The following is a 13,707-nucleotide window of genomic DNA, read 5'->3' as shown; positions in this document are numbered from 1 at the left end:
CAAGCCGAGCAAGGCATGCTTGATACCTTCCGCCACATCGATTTCGGAATCCTCGAAAACCGGGAAGCTTTTGTCGGTGCCGAGCCGGTCGATGTATTCCTGCATCAGCAGGACATTAGTTTTGTAGCGGTCAAAAACCACCAGCGCATCCCAGCCAAACGTCCAGGGTTTTTCACCCATTCTTCTGAGATACTCTTCAAGCGACAAGGCTTGAGGAAAGATCGCGTTGTTCATATCCGTGGTCCTTGAGACAGAATTCAATTCGCTTGTTCATGTCGGCGTTATTGAGTTTTACGCGGCGTCAAATTCAACGTTGGAAGCCGGTGCCAGCTGTCCCCGAGGTCGTAACTGACTTCGCCGATTACCGTGTACTGCTTGTTGTCGGTCATCTGCGCGTACACCGCCCTGGACAACCATTGCTCGACCCTTGCGTTCGCGAACTCCGTGGCAGTGATAGGCAGCTTGTTTCGAAGCACGCCGCTCGCCAGGTCATCAATACGAATGGTGAACAACTGCCCAGGCGCTGCGAACGACCACAGGCTCGCCCCCGTGATCCTCAGCTGTGCACCATTGGCGACCAGCTTGCTGTTCCTCAAGTCGCCATTGGGTTCCGCTTGTACGCAAGCGAGCGTAGGGTTCGGTGCCAGGGGAAGGACCCGCAGGTTGACAGCTGCCGACTCGGCGACCGGGATGCCCTGGTCGTCGACAATCTTGTAGAACACCGGGAAGCGCCTGCCTTCGACGTCTCCTGCTTGATGCATGTTGGCCGCTACAACACCAGGATCGACTTTGTAACGCCGCCCCGTACCAGGCTCTGGCTCGCTGACCACCTGCTGGCCACCTTTGGGGTAACCCGCCCAATGGACTTCGATACGCTCACCCGGGCGCAGGTCAAAGTCCGGCACGTTCACATACGCCCCCTGAGTGGCGTTGAGCGCGTTGAGCACCATTTTGTTCGGGCCATCCTCCGTGGCCCTGTCCACGACGGGGGCAACAAGATTGCGCGGCGCCGCCACCGCCACGGTCAAGGTTTCGGACGTCAATGCCTGGCCGGCGCGGGCGTATTGATAGAACAGCTTGTTGTCCCCGGTCCGTAGCACCTGCGGGCCAATCCTGAACACCATTTCCGAGGCATCCAGGCTGCTGGCGTCCATCCGCGCGGTGTTCAGCAAGGTGTCTGGGGTACCTGCCTCCTGCCAATGCACCATCACGTAATCACCGGCTTGCATATCGGCATAGGCAGGCACGCGGACCGTGACACCGGTGGGGTACTTGCCCGGGTCCAGCGGGTCGCCTGTGTAGCCATCCACGCTCGCCAAGGGCAGCAAGTCAGTGGGGCTGGGGGCTGTGGTGATGCGGAACACTTGTACGGGTGAGTCGAAGGGGCTGCCGTCAAGCTCGATCTGGTAATGCATCTCGGCCCAGCCTTCGCGAATCGGCGTGAAGGTGGATCTACTCACAGGCCATAGCAACGGCAAGCCAAAGTTTTGCTCGGTTACGTCATGGAACTCGCTCACCGGCGTTTGCTCCGCGCCATCTTTGTTGAAACGGCGGATCACCAGTTCGACCCGGTCGCCTACCTGCATGGCTTGGTACGGCGGGGCCTGCATCAACACACCTTCGGTTTCAAGCTCGCTCCAGTTGATCTCCCGATCGTGGGATTCGCGACCCTGAGCCACCGCCAGCGTTTCCGCCCGCCCTGAGCGATCACCCAAGCCCAGGAAACACATCAGACGCAGGGAATCAGGGGTCGAATCATCTTGGCTATTGAGCTTGTAGGAGCAAAAGGCCCACCCCCCCTTGAAAGGCTCGACCGCCGCGTTTCGAACGATCAGTTCAAGCCCGATATCAGGGTCATAATCTGCCGGGACCTCAGCCGCTGCGCCCAGCTCATCGAAAGGCATACCATCTGCGCCCACCGCTCGCCAAATCAAATAAACCTCCTCCCCATATTGAAGGGCGGGGTTTTTTACCAGCACTTGCAAGTCTTGGCCTTGCAGGGCGTCAACGTCGATTTCTCCGTATTGGTTTCTAAGTGGAATCTCGGGAAAGGGATCATGATTCAACTGATCTGATACCGGTGCACCGCTATGTCTGCTTCGAGGGGCCATTCGCCTGCTCCTGGTCGGGCGTTGATGGCGATATTTCTACTGTGATTGTCAGCAACTGCCTACTGGTAGAAATGACAGGTCAGCGGCACTTCCCGGCAACCCGGCAAGCGCCGACGACCTGATAAAACTGCCAGGTGCATACCTATTGATTTTGCACTTAAGCTGTTTCGCGGCAGGCATATTGCGCCCTGCGTTATCACAGACTTCAGAGGCCAGCACATGAAAATCGCGAACTCCATGCCACACTTCCGCACCGCCCATTGCGGCCGTTATGTTGCACTTGGCGTCCTGGTGGGCTGCCTTCTACCGTTGGGCGCACAGGCGGCCCAAGATCCACCCAGCGTCCTCACGCTTTATCAAACCGTTGACAACAATACCGAACTGAGTTGCTCGGCCGATGTACCGGGGACAGGTTCCAACACCACGGTCAGGTTCTACCCCAGGAAGGCCGACGTCTGCCAAGGCGATGAAGACGCAGAGGAAGATGAAGACAAGATTTTCAAACCTCACTCGATCCGCATCCGTTCTGCTCCGGCGGCGGCCACGTTCATCCTGTCCGATAAAATGACGGCTCAAGAGCACTGCAGCAAAGAAAGCGACAGTAACTGGATTGAACTGGAAACCACTCGGCCACTCTCGTCATTGGAAAAACTCGGCCTGGATAAAATAACCGATTATCGCGGTTATATAACCAACGTCGGCAGCGACTCGAATGCCCGCAGTATTGGTTTCAAAGTGGTCGATTACAAAGGTGTTATTAATCAAGGCACGCTCAGCTGCGTAGAGATCAAAACATCTGCCGGCGCCACTCGCGGGGGCAAATGATATGTCCAGTGTCATCCATTCCAATGCTGCAAACTTTCAAAGTTTCCTGCAGAACGGCGTTGACCCGCGAACGGGGCAATACACATTGGCAATTGCATTGCCGGTATTGGCCGGCAATGATCTCATCGGGCCGCAACTGCCGTTGCGCCTGGCCTTCAACCCCTTGAACGATGAGGATTCCGGCTTCGGCAAGGGTTGGGCGCTGTCCCTCACCGAGTATGTACCTGGCACGCAGATACTGACACTGCACAGCGGGGAAACCTTCAAGGTGACCGGCAGCGGCGAGCAGCCGGGGATTCGGGAAAAGAAACTGGATACCTTTCACTTCCACGATGACACCGCGCAGGGTGCAGACCGTTACCGGGTCGTGCACAAGTCCGGCCTGGTGGAAGTACTGACCCGCCAGGCTGGCAGTACACCGGTGTACCTGCCCACCGAAGTCCGTTCGGCGGCGGGGCATACGGTTTCACTGAGTTATTCCAGCAACCCGGTGCGCCTGGAAACCCTGAGTTATCGCGATGCTGACGACCAGGTTCAGCAGTTGCTGAAACTCACCTACTCCACCGGCGGCGTGACCATCGACCTGCATCCCAATGCCGCTCCAGGCAAGCTGTACCATGCACGGTACACGCTGCAGATGTTCAACCGCGAACTGCAAAAGATCATCCTGCCCAGTGCAGAAGGCGCGAACTGGCGTATCGAATACGGCACGGTGCGCGACCTGCTTTGCGTAAGAAAGGTGTGGACGCCCGCCGGCGCGGAAGAACAGGTGGCCTACGAGGATGAAGGCCACATTCTGCCTACCAATGGCCAGCGTGCAGCCTTGCCTCGGGTCACCACGCACACCCTCTACCCAGGGGCCGGCCAGCCTCCGTTGAAGACGACCTATACCTACAAGCACTACGACCCCGATAGCCAGCAATGGCTGGACCGCAATTTTGTCGGTTACAACAGCGGCATTACCTGGCAGGACAACGGCGAGGACAACCTCTACCGTGCCCAGCCCAGCTATCAATACAGCGTGACCGCGCATTTCTGGGATGGCGCAACCGAGATCCGCACACGCACCCAGACCTACAATCGTCATCACCTGCTGGTGCGCCAGGCAATTGAGCAAGAGGGCCATGTCGAGGAAACCCTCACCCAGTACCACGAACAGCTTGATACCCCCTTTGATGACCAACCGCCGTACTTCCAGCTGCCGCATGTCATCACCAAGCGCTGGACGCTGCGCGACGACCCCTTCAAAGTCCGTGTCGAACAGGTCACCACCCTGTACGACGATGCAGGCAATCTGATCGAGGAAGTGCAACCTACCGGCATACGTACCCGCTATGCGTACTATCACGAACAGGGCGAGTCGGGTGAGGATGGCACTTGCCCGCCAGACCCGGAAAACTTCAGGCGCAACCTGAAAAGCACGACCGTTTACCCACTCGACCAGCAAGGCGATGCGCCAGTCATGCGCACGCGCCTGAGCTACAAAGCCTATTTGCCACTAGCCGGCATCAGCAACCCGTGGCTGGGCGTGAGCGAAGAACGGCAGTTGCAGATCTTCAATGCCGATCAGGCCGATGAGTCGGAACAGTTGCTGCAGCTGGTCGAGCGCGAGTACCTGGAAACCCCAGGCGACGCCTACCTGCACGGCCGGCCTGATCACCAGGCCATCACGCGCTATGGCAATGACCTTGTAAACCCTCTGCGCAAAGCCATCGACAGCCGCACCACCCGTACCCGCTGGCGCTACCGGAAGGTGCGCGATGACAAATGGGGCCTGGAGCACTGGCGTGACACCAGCGTGTCAGGCTTCGACCTGGAGCAGATGAGCACCAGCGAAGCCGCGTCGGCCCTTAGCGGGCAGCAGACCTATGGCGAGGACGGCGCTGGCAACGCCGTGCGTATCACCTACGACGTCCTTGGGCGGGTAACCGAAGAAACGGTTGCACCGGGTACACCTGACGAAAGCCGCACCGTGCATGGCTACAACCAGGTCACCAATAGCGGTGAAACGGCTACGCAGTGGGTCATCGAAAGTACCGGCGTGATGTCGATCATGACGCTGGACGGCTGCAACCGGCCGGTGCAGGAAGAGCGGGAAACAGCGGCAGCTGCCGGGGCTGCACGGTCGAAAAAGCTGGTCAGCGAAAGCCGCTACGATGGGTTGGGGCAACTTCGCGGCCTGACCGTCTACGATTACTACCAGACCAGTGCCCAGGCTGCCGAACAGGTCATCGCACTCACCTCGAGCTTCGATTACGACGCCTGGGGTGAGCTGTGCAAAACCACCCAGGCCGATGGCGTCACCGTGCACCGCGAGCGAACCCCCTTCGGGATGGACGGTGACCAGATCACCGAGTGGATGGAAACCCCGGATCGCCCGGGCGAACGCCAGCAGCACACCGTCACCGAAACCAACAGTCTCGGCAAGCCGGCCCAGCACTTCAGGATCGCATCGGACGGCAAGATAATGGGACGCCGGGTCCTTGCTTATGATGGCCTTGGCCACTGCACGGACGAAGCGCGCTACTTCGACAAGCCCACCGGCACGTCCAGCACCTCCAGGCGCGCCTCACGCTATCGATTTGACCCACAGGGGCGCATCACCCAGACCGAGCAGCCGGACAAATCGGCAGTGCTGCGTGATTTTGCGCTGCACAGCAGTGCCGAGCTGACCGAGCGACTGCAGGTGCGGCCACGCAACAGCAGCAACGGTCAGCTGGTATGCGAGCGCGATTTCGACGGTGTCGCCCGCCTCAAGTCATTGCACATGGGCGCCAGGCGTGAAGCGTACACCTACGTCGAGAACACCGTGCTGCCCCTCAGCCGTACCACAGCCAGCAGTCGCACCTTTACCTTTGCCTACCAGCCAAGCCTGTCGGCACAGCCCAAGAGCATCAGCATCACCACGGCAGAGGCTGCCGATGCCCCCAACCAAGCCACCTTTGATTACCACCCGCTGACGGCGGCAATCAACGATGCCAGCAATGCGCAAGGTACCCGCAGCTACCGCTACACCGACCAGGGTTATCTGGAGCAGGCGCTCTGGGACGACAGCATCACCGGCGAGCATTACAGCTGCGACTACAGCCACTCCCTGCAAGGCCTGCCATTGCGCGTCACCACCAGCGACGGCGACAGCATCACCCATACCTATGACGCATTGGGCAGGCTGCAGACAACACGCCAAGGCAGCTTGCTGGCGACCTTCGGCTATGACTCGGCAGGACGCCTGCACAGCACCGAGACCGAAGATGCGGCAAACCGCCAGCGGCTATTGAGCAAGCAGTTCTACGATGACCTGGGCAGGGAAACATCGCGCACCCAGGCCCTGACACGTACCGATGGCTCCACGCTCATCCATGCCCTGGAGCTGTCGTGGCGTTCCGACGACCAACTGTACAGCCGCACCCTGAGCCGCGACGGCAGCGAAATCTTGCATGAGCGCTTCGACTACGACGTGCTGGACCGCCTGGAGCATCACCGCTTCGAGGGTTCCGAGCTGCCGAGCAATGGCAGCGGCCGGCAGATCGTCAGTCAGTTCTTCATCTACGACGCGTTGAACAACCTGACCGAGTGTTACACCGACTTCGCCGACGGCAGCATGGATGTGGCCACCTACGTCTACGACGGCTTCCTGTTGCGCGAGGCCACGCATACGTTGCAACCGGATTACCCCGCCAGGCAAGCCTTCAGCCACGACGACGACGGCAACCTGCTGAACGACGAACAGGGCAATCGCTTGCTCTACGACCCGACCGGGCGTTTGATGGAGGTACGCAGTGCCGACGGCTCGCAGCTATTGCACAGCTACCGTTACGACGGCCATGGCGATCTGGTCGGCTCGACCCAAGGCAACGCCAGCGAAGTGCAGCGCCGCTATCAGGGCTATCGCCTGAGCAGCACGCTGGAAAACGGGTTGCTCACCCAGTACCTGTACGCTGCGGACCAGCCTGCGGGGCTGCAGCAATCGGGTAGCGGCAACAGCACGCGGCTGCTGCTGACCGACGCCAACGGCAGCGTGATTGGCGAAAGCGATGGCAGCACGCTCGAGCAGGCGCATTACAACGCTTACGGCGAAACCCTCGCCGACAGCAACCTGCAAGGCCTGCTCGGGTTCAATGGCGAAGCCCGCGAGCGCGCCCTTGGCTGGTACCTGCTGGGGCGTGGCTACCGCGCTTACAACCCGGTACTGATGCGCTTTCATAGCCCCGACGAACTGTATCCGGAAGATGCAGGCATCAACCCTTACAGCTATTGCGGCGGCAACCCCGTGAACTGGCGTGACCCAAGCGGGCACGTGGGTGAACGGTACAGTGTCGAACTGCCTTTCATCCCGCCTACACCGGCGCCCAAGCCGAAGAGTGATTGGCGATCCTGGCTGGGCGTAGCGCTGGGCGCAATATTCGCAGTGGTCAGCTTGATATTTTTGCCACCGGTAGGCTTTACCCTTGCATTCGCCGCCGGTGCCACCAGCCTTGGCCTGGACGTCGCGTCCACGGCCGCGTCAGCCGTTGCTGCTGCCAACGGTGATGAGACAGCCAATAACTGGTCATTCTGGCTGGGCATCGCCAGCGCAGTGAGTACCTTGGGAGTCATCGCCATGAGCCGCTTCATGTCGGTAAAAAACGTGGCAAATGAACTCGGAACTCGCAGTGCGGATGCGGCGACGAGCACCGATGATTTAATAAGTTCTGCTTCGAAGGGTGTTAATACTACACAACCGCGTTCAATTGCCACTGCCACCTCAACTTCAGGTTTGCCAGCGCCTCGAGTCAAAAATGAATACATTGGCAAGATCATCGTTGGCAGCGGTGATGCAAGATATTCTGATGTATTCGCCCTAGAAAACCCTACCGTCAAATTCAAAATCACGCCTGAGCCAGAAATTTATGATATCAGCCCACTTTTCGAAACTTCTCCGACACCTTTTATTCAGCCCGCGCCCCCCGTACCAATAGTGCAGCCCGCCCCTCCTACGAAACTAGTGTCATCGGGAAGTATCCTTGGATTCCAAAAGGAAGACGGCCGATGGGTCGAAAACCTCGGCAATCCAAGTTACTCGCCACAAAATCCTCACCTACTTTATCCTAAATAAACCCGAGACGGCCCATGACGGGCCGTCCCCACCTACATGCCATGAATTATATTTGTAGGGATTTCCGCCTTCAAATGCGAATTTTCCTACATATAAGTTCTCACGACCATCTTATTGTCGCGTCAAATTTGCCGCTGACAAACTGATACTTCCAGGGATGGGCCGTAGCCCCATGTTCTTGTTTACAAGCGGCGCGTAAAAGGTGCCCATCCATGCAAAATGCTTCCCTGCGCTGGCAGTTATTGGCGAATATCCGTTCATCCCTTGAGTGGCGCGCAACTCGTTGCGGCCTATTGCTGTTAATTGCCGCGCCCGCCGCCTTCGCCGAAGAGCAATTGCTGCAATTCAACCCCAACTTCATGCGCGCTGCCCCCGGGCAGTCGAGTGACGCAAGCGCCTCGGCGCTGCGCTCGCTGGCTGCGCAAACGACCTTGGCCCCAGGCCGTTACCAGGTCGAAGTGCTGGTCAACCTGGCAACGGCCGGGCGCCACCCAATCGATTTTCGCGAACGCGCCGACGGCAAGGGGTTGGAACCCTGCCTGAGCGCTGCACTGCTGCGCGAACTTGGCCTGCGCGAAGAGGCCCTGGACACGCCACTGCCCAGCGACGACCAATGCGTCAACCTGCCCGAACTGATCCCCCATGCCGCCTTCGAACTGGACGCAGGCAAGCTGCAATTGGCGCTGTCGATTCCACAGCTCGCCCTGCGCCGCGACGTTGCCGGCAGTGTCGCGCCAGAGCGCTGGGATTCGGGCATCACCGCAGCCTTCGTCAACTACCAGGCCTCGGCGCAAAACTACAGCGGCACCGCTGGCCCTTCGCGCAGTAGCCAGGACCTGTACCTGAACGGCGGGCTGAATGTGGGCGGCTGGCGCCTGCGCAGCAGCCAGAGCTGGCGCGATGACGGGCAACAACAACGAAGCTGGACCCACATCAATACCTACGCCCAGCATGACCTGCCAGGCAAATGGGGCACTGCAACCGTGGGCGAAACCTTCACCAATGGCGATGTGTTTCGCAGCGTACCCTTCAAGGGCGTGCAGCTGGCAACCGACATGGACATGCTCCCCGATGTGATGCAGAGCTATGCCCCGGTGATCCGTGGCGTGGCGCAAACCCGCGCCAAGCTCGAGGTGCTGCAAAACGGCTATCCGATCTACTCCACCTACGTGGCGCCAGGCCCCTATGAAATCAACGACCTGGGCATCGGCGGCAGCAGCGGCGACCTGGAAATCGTCCTGACCGAGGCGGACGGCCAGGTGCGCCGGTTCATCCAGCCTTATTCGACGCTGAGCAACTTGTTGCGTGAGGGAGTCTGGCGCTACAACATTGCGGCCGGTCGCTACGACAGTGCCGACAACCTCGACGACCCTGCCCTGTGGCAAGCCACCTTGGCCCGCGGCGGCGCCTGGAGCACCACCCTGTACGGGGGCTTGCTGGGTAGCGAGTATTACAATGCCGCCACTCTGGGCGCCGCGAAGGACCTCGCTGAACTCGGCGCGGTGTCGCTCGATGTCACCCAGGCACGCACAGACCTGGGCGAACAGGGCCAGGTGCAAGGGCAAAGTTATTCCGCGCGGTATGGCAAATCGTTCCAGACCGGCACCAGCCTGCGTTTTGCCGGCTACCGCTACTCCACCGAAGGCTACCGCGAATTCGAAGAGGCCATTCAACAGCGCAATGCCTCCAGCCGCTACCAGGGCAATCGCCGCAGCCGCCTGGAGAGTTCTGTCTATCAGAACTTCAGCAACAGCTCGCTGAGCCTGACCTTGTCCCAGGATGATTACTGGAACAGCAACCTGCAGCGGCGCCAGTATCAGTTTCAATTCAATACGCGGTTTCGTCGCGTCAGTCTCAACCTTTATGCCTCACAGTCGCTGGACAACGACGGGCGCAACGATCGCATCGTCGGCCTGGGCGTGACCATTCCGCTGGATATGGGTTCATCGAGCAGCGCCAGCTTCGATGTGCAGGAAAGCAATGGCCGCTTCAGCGAACGCGCGAGTGTCAACGGTGGCTCCTCGGACAATCGGCTCAGTTACCAGGCGTCGCTGGCCAACGACGAACAACAGCGGACTTCGGCGGCCATTTCGGCAGGCTACCAAACCCCGATGGTCAACCTCGGCGGCGGCTACACCGAAGGCAGCAACTACCGCAGCGTGTCGATCAACGCCAGTGGCGCTGTCGTGGCCCATGCCGGCGGCATCGTTCTTGGCTCCTACCTGGGCGACACCACTGCGCTGGTCCACGTGCCTGACGTAGCCGGTGTAGCTGTGGACAACGCGCCCGGGGCGAAAACCAATAGCAGCGGCTATATGTTGGCCCCCCACATGCGCCCCTATCGGATCAACCAGGTTGCGCTGCAGACCGATGAGGTAGGGCCGGATGTGGAAATCGAAAACGGAGCCACCCAAGTGGTGCCGCGCCGGGGCGCGATCGTGTTGGCCGAGTTCAAGGCGCGCCGGGTCAGCCGCCTGATCCTCACCCTGCAGCAGGCCGACGGCAGCCCCCTGCCTTTCGGCACCCGAGTCAGCACCGAACAAGGTGAGCACCTGGCGATTGTCGGCCAGGCCGGCCAGGCACTGGTCGCTACCGATTCGCAGCCGCAGACGCTGCTCGCGAGCTGGGGCCAACAGGCGGGGCAACAGTGCCAGCTGCCGATCGACCCTTCAAGCATGCAGGAAGACCAGGGCTATCGCATGCAAACCTTGCGCTGCGCTGCGCCATGAGCTGCCCAGGCGCGCGCACCGTCACCCACAGGAAATCCAGAATGCCTCGTAAACCAACCTTCAACCTGAGCATCGCCGCCCTGTTGGGCATACTGTCAATGGCCGGCACAGTACAAGCCGATGACGAATGTTTCTGGGAAACAACGCCTGGGCCGATGCTCTTCAACCACAATCTCGGCCCAGCAGTATGGGTAGCCAGGGACGCCCCGGTGGGTAGCAAGATCGCCTCCTGGGGCCTGCAACTGATGACCGGTACGGATGGCGCGCGGCTGGTGTGTGACAGCGACGGCATCAGGACCCTGACCGCGGATGTCACTACCTCATTACCCCTGGCACCCGGTTCATTCCCTCCGATAGATGGCAGGGACGTGAATGGCAAGGTGCTGCAGACCAGCATCCCCGGTGTGGGCCTGTATGTGGTGTTTGGCAGTTTTTTGAACGGCACGGCCAACAACCATTTCAGAGCCTTGGACGGCGTCGGCGCCTTGCCCTTCCTGGCCGAACATGCCCAACGAATGACCCCCATCGCCCTGAGAAGCAACATTCAGCGCCTGACGTACATTGCCTTGATCAAGACCGGCAACATCCCCCCTGGGCCTCAATCGTTCAGCCAGGAAGTGGCCAGGGCTAACATCAGCGATGTGGGCGACGCCCTGAGGCTGACCCTCAGTGCCCAGGTGATGCAGGCTCAATGCACCCTCAAGGCCGACGCGGTCAGCGCCAATCCGGTACAGCTTGGCAGTCACGACCTTGCCGATTTCAAAGGTGTAGGCACCACCACCGCTGCAACCGATTTCTTCATCACCCTCAGTGATTGCGACGACGACCCCAATGGCAGTGTCGCCAGGGCGTTCATGCGCCTGGACGGCGTCGACGGGTCCACGCCGATAGATCGCGACCTGGGCTTGTTCAGCCTTACCACCGACTCCGACGCCAAGGGCATTGGCATCCAGGTGCTGCGCAGCGACAACACCCCGCTCAAGCTTGAGGAGTACGTCGACATGGCGGCCGTGAGCCCGGGAAACATGCGCTTGGACCTGCGCGCGCAGTATCGCCAGACCGAAGCCAATGTCACCCCCGGGGTGGCTAAGGGCGCACTGAATTTCACCATTGAATACCGCTGACCCTGCTACCCCAGCCTGGCTGGGGTATGGCTTGAAGGCCAAGCTGCGGTGCACTTTTCAGCAGACACAAAAAAAGACGCCTAAGCGTCTTTTTTTGTCAGTTCACAGCAAACTGCGAACCTATGAATGGAGCGGGAAACGAGACTCGAACTCGCGACCCCGACCTTGGCAAGGTCGTGCTCTACCAACTGAGCTATTCCCGCGTGAAACTTTTACCGCTTTCGGCGTGAAGCACCATCAAGACCTTCACCACCACTGCACCGCATAGACGCCACAGTATTAAAACTGGAGCGGGAAACGAGACTCGAACTCGCGACCCCGACCTTGGCAAGGTCGTGCTCTACCAACTGAGCTATTCCCGCAAATGGCGTCCCCTAGGGGACTCGAACCCCTGTTACCGCCGTGAAAGGGCGGTGTCCTAGGCCACTAGACGAAGGGGACACACAACGCTTTTCAGCGCACCAAGGTTTCCTTTCGAAGTACCCTGGATTTCTTTTTCCAGCACCGCCCGAAAGCGTTGCCGTGGAAACTGGAGCGGGAAACGAGACTCGAACTCGCGACCCCGACCTTGGCAAGGTCGTGCTCTACCAACTGAGCTATTCCCGCATTGGCGTCCCCTAGGGGACTCGAACCCCTGTTACCGCCGTGAAAGGGCGGTGTCCTAGGCCACTAGACGAAGGGGACACGCTACAAGCATTGCTGCTTGCTTTCACTCCCTGCCGCGTTTCGCTGTGTGCTTTACGCTGCAAGTGGCGCGCATTCTATGGATGCCGTGAAAGGTCGTCAACCCTTTTCTATAAATTTATTTAAATCAATGACTTCGCTCTCTATATAGGCACCTGGCCGGGGGTGCCCAAGGATTGGCGTTGATTTTCTGACGGCCTGAACGCAAAGTGCCATCACTGGAGAAATGCGGCGACGAGCCGACACAGAGTCACGTGGCGAGCGGGCTGGCCTGTTCGCTACACTCTCAATGTAAAACTTCCTGATGAGGCGTTAACGGTGACACCACTTCTGATCACACTGCTCATCGTTGCGGGTATCGCGTTGCTGATCGTGATCGGCTACCTCAACAACGTGGTCGAGAACAGCAAACTGGAACGCGCGCGGCTGAAGATCGAACTGGCCGACCGCGTGCGCCGCTGTGGCGAAATCACCGAGAGCTTCCCGGGCCAGTTCATGACCCCGGCGCTGAAGCTGCTGCTGGCTCGCCTGGAACTGAGCCTCAACCAGCGCCAACTGGCGCTGGACAAGCACAATGCCGAGCTCAAGGCGCGGATTGCCGAACTCGAAGGCTTGATCGGCCAGGGCGAGCGAATCCCGGTGAACAACCCACCGAGCCCGATCCAGACCGAGGTCAAGGCCAAGGATGTGCGTTTCCTGCTCGAGGCCCTGCACACCCAGATCGTCAAGGCGACCCAGGAAAATGTGCTGCAGACCGCCGAGGGCAAGCATTGGGTCAAGGAAATTCGCCACCTGCTGGTGCTGCTGCACATCGAGTTCTTCAACAACCTCGGCCAGCAGGCCCTGCAGCAAGAGCAGCCAGGCCAGGCGCGCCTGGCGTTCGAGCGCGGCGTGCAGTACCTGCGCAAGCAGCCTGAGCCGAAAGTGTATGAAGAGCAGCTGACCTATCTGGAGAAACTGCTGGCGCGGGCCAATGCCCAGGTGCTGGACCAGATGGAGCCGGCCGAGAATGACGAGAACGCGTTGACCCAGGGCTTGAAGACCGACGAGGACGAGACCTGGAAGAAGCGGGTGATCTACGACTGATCGGTGCGCCCTATCGCCGTTAAGCCGGCTCCCACACAGGTGGGAGCCGGCTT

The 13,707-nt window shown here is 59.8% G+C and carries 7 protein-coding genes and 5 tRNA genes; 5 read left to right on the top strand and 7 right to left on the bottom strand.

Features of this window, described 5'->3' with window-relative positions; all coding sequences use genetic code 11:
• Positions 1-234, bottom strand: a 234-nt coding sequence (locus ACIPG5_RS00175; protein ID WP_401372711.1) for a hypothetical protein, incomplete at its 3' end; no start/stop codon positions are given.
• Positions 235-281: 47 nt separating this feature from the next.
• Complete coding sequence (locus tag ACIPG5_RS00170; protein ID WP_401372708.1) at positions 282-2,111, bottom strand: hypothetical protein; 1,830 nt, start codon at positions 2,109-2,111, stop codon at positions 282-284.
• Positions 2,112-2,330: 219 nt separating this feature from the next.
• On the opposite strand from ACIPG5_RS00170, the gene ACIPG5_RS00165 reads away from it, so the two are divergent.
• The 4 genes from ACIPG5_RS00165 to ACIPG5_RS00150 all read left to right on the top strand — a co-directional run bounded on the left by ACIPG5_RS00165 (position 2,331) and on the right by ACIPG5_RS00150 (position 11,884).
• Positions 2,331-2,936 (top strand): hypothetical protein, encoded by a 606-nt coding sequence (locus ACIPG5_RS00165; RefSeq protein ID WP_401372705.1) that lies wholly within the window; start codon positions 2,331-2,333, stop codon positions 2,934-2,936.
• A gap of 1 nt (position 2,937) precedes the next feature.
• A complete protein-coding gene (locus ACIPG5_RS00160; protein ID WP_401372702.1) occupies positions 2,938-8,031 on the top strand; it encodes an RHS repeat domain-containing protein in 5,094 nt (1,697 codons plus the stop codon).
• Positions 8,032-8,243: 212 nt separating this feature from the next.
• The gene (locus tag ACIPG5_RS00155) at positions 8,244-10,760 is read left to right on the top strand and encodes a fimbria/pilus outer membrane usher protein (RefSeq protein ID WP_401372699.1); all 2,517 of its coding nucleotides are present in this window, start codon (positions 8,244-8,246) and stop codon (positions 10,758-10,760) included.
• 41 nt (positions 10,761-10,801) lie between these two features.
• Complete coding sequence (locus tag ACIPG5_RS00150) at positions 10,802-11,884, top strand: fimbrial protein (RefSeq protein ID WP_401372696.1); 1,083 nt, start codon at positions 10,802-10,804, stop codon at positions 11,882-11,884.
• 127 nt (positions 11,885-12,011) lie between these two features.
• On the opposite strand, the gene ACIPG5_RS00145 is transcribed toward ACIPG5_RS00150, so the two are convergent.
• The 5 genes from ACIPG5_RS00145 to ACIPG5_RS00125 form a co-directional block, all read right to left on the bottom strand.
• Positions 12,012-12,087, bottom strand: a tRNA-Gly gene (locus ACIPG5_RS00145).
• An 83-nt stretch (positions 12,088-12,170) separates the two neighbouring features.
• Positions 12,171-12,246: transfer RNA gene (locus ACIPG5_RS00140), tRNA-Gly, on the bottom strand.
• 3 nt (positions 12,247-12,249) lie between these two features.
• A tRNA-Glu gene (locus ACIPG5_RS00135) sits at positions 12,250-12,325 on the bottom strand.
• 89 nt (positions 12,326-12,414) lie between these two features.
• Positions 12,415-12,490, bottom strand: a tRNA-Gly gene (locus ACIPG5_RS00130).
• 2 nt (positions 12,491-12,492) lie between these two features.
• Positions 12,493-12,568, bottom strand: a tRNA-Glu gene (locus ACIPG5_RS00125).
• 318 nt (positions 12,569-12,886) lie between these two features.
• On the opposite strand from ACIPG5_RS00125, the gene ACIPG5_RS00120 reads away from it, so the two are divergent.
• The gene (locus tag ACIPG5_RS00120) at positions 12,887-13,654 is read left to right on the top strand and encodes a hypothetical protein (protein ID WP_176512068.1); all 768 of its coding nucleotides are present in this window, start codon (positions 12,887-12,889) and stop codon (positions 13,652-13,654) included.
• The last annotated feature ends 53 nt before the right edge of the window (positions 13,655-13,707 follow it).

This window comes from Pseudomonas sp. NPDC087029, from assembly GCF_044745345.1.
GTDB classification, from domain to species: domain Bacteria; phylum Pseudomonadota; class Gammaproteobacteria; order Pseudomonadales; family Pseudomonadaceae; genus Aquipseudomonas; species Aquipseudomonas faucium.
The sequence above is the reverse complement of the archived record's forward strand: the minus strand, read 5'-3'. Positions and strand labels throughout refer to the sequence as shown.

What these genes read in the sequence shown, in the direction of transcription:
- ACIPG5_RS00150 (WP_401372696.1), top strand. Translation starts at nt 10,802, where the DNA reads ATGCCTCGTAAACCAACCTTCAACCTGAGCATCGCCGCCCTGTTGGGC.
- ACIPG5_RS00160 (WP_401372702.1), top strand. Translation starts at nt 2,938, where the DNA reads ATGTCCAGTGTCATCCATTCCAATGCTGCAAACTTTCAAAGTTTCCTG.
- ACIPG5_RS00170 (WP_401372708.1), bottom strand. Translation starts at nt 2,111, where the DNA reads ATGGCCCCTCGAAGCAGACATAGCGGTGCACCGGTATCAGATCAGTTG.
- ACIPG5_RS00165 (WP_401372705.1), top strand. Translation starts at nt 2,331, where the DNA reads ATGAAAATCGCGAACTCCATGCCACACTTCCGCACCGCCCATTGCGGC.
- ACIPG5_RS00155 (WP_401372699.1), top strand. Translation starts at nt 8,244, where the DNA reads ATGCAAAATGCTTCCCTGCGCTGGCAGTTATTGGCGAATATCCGTTCA.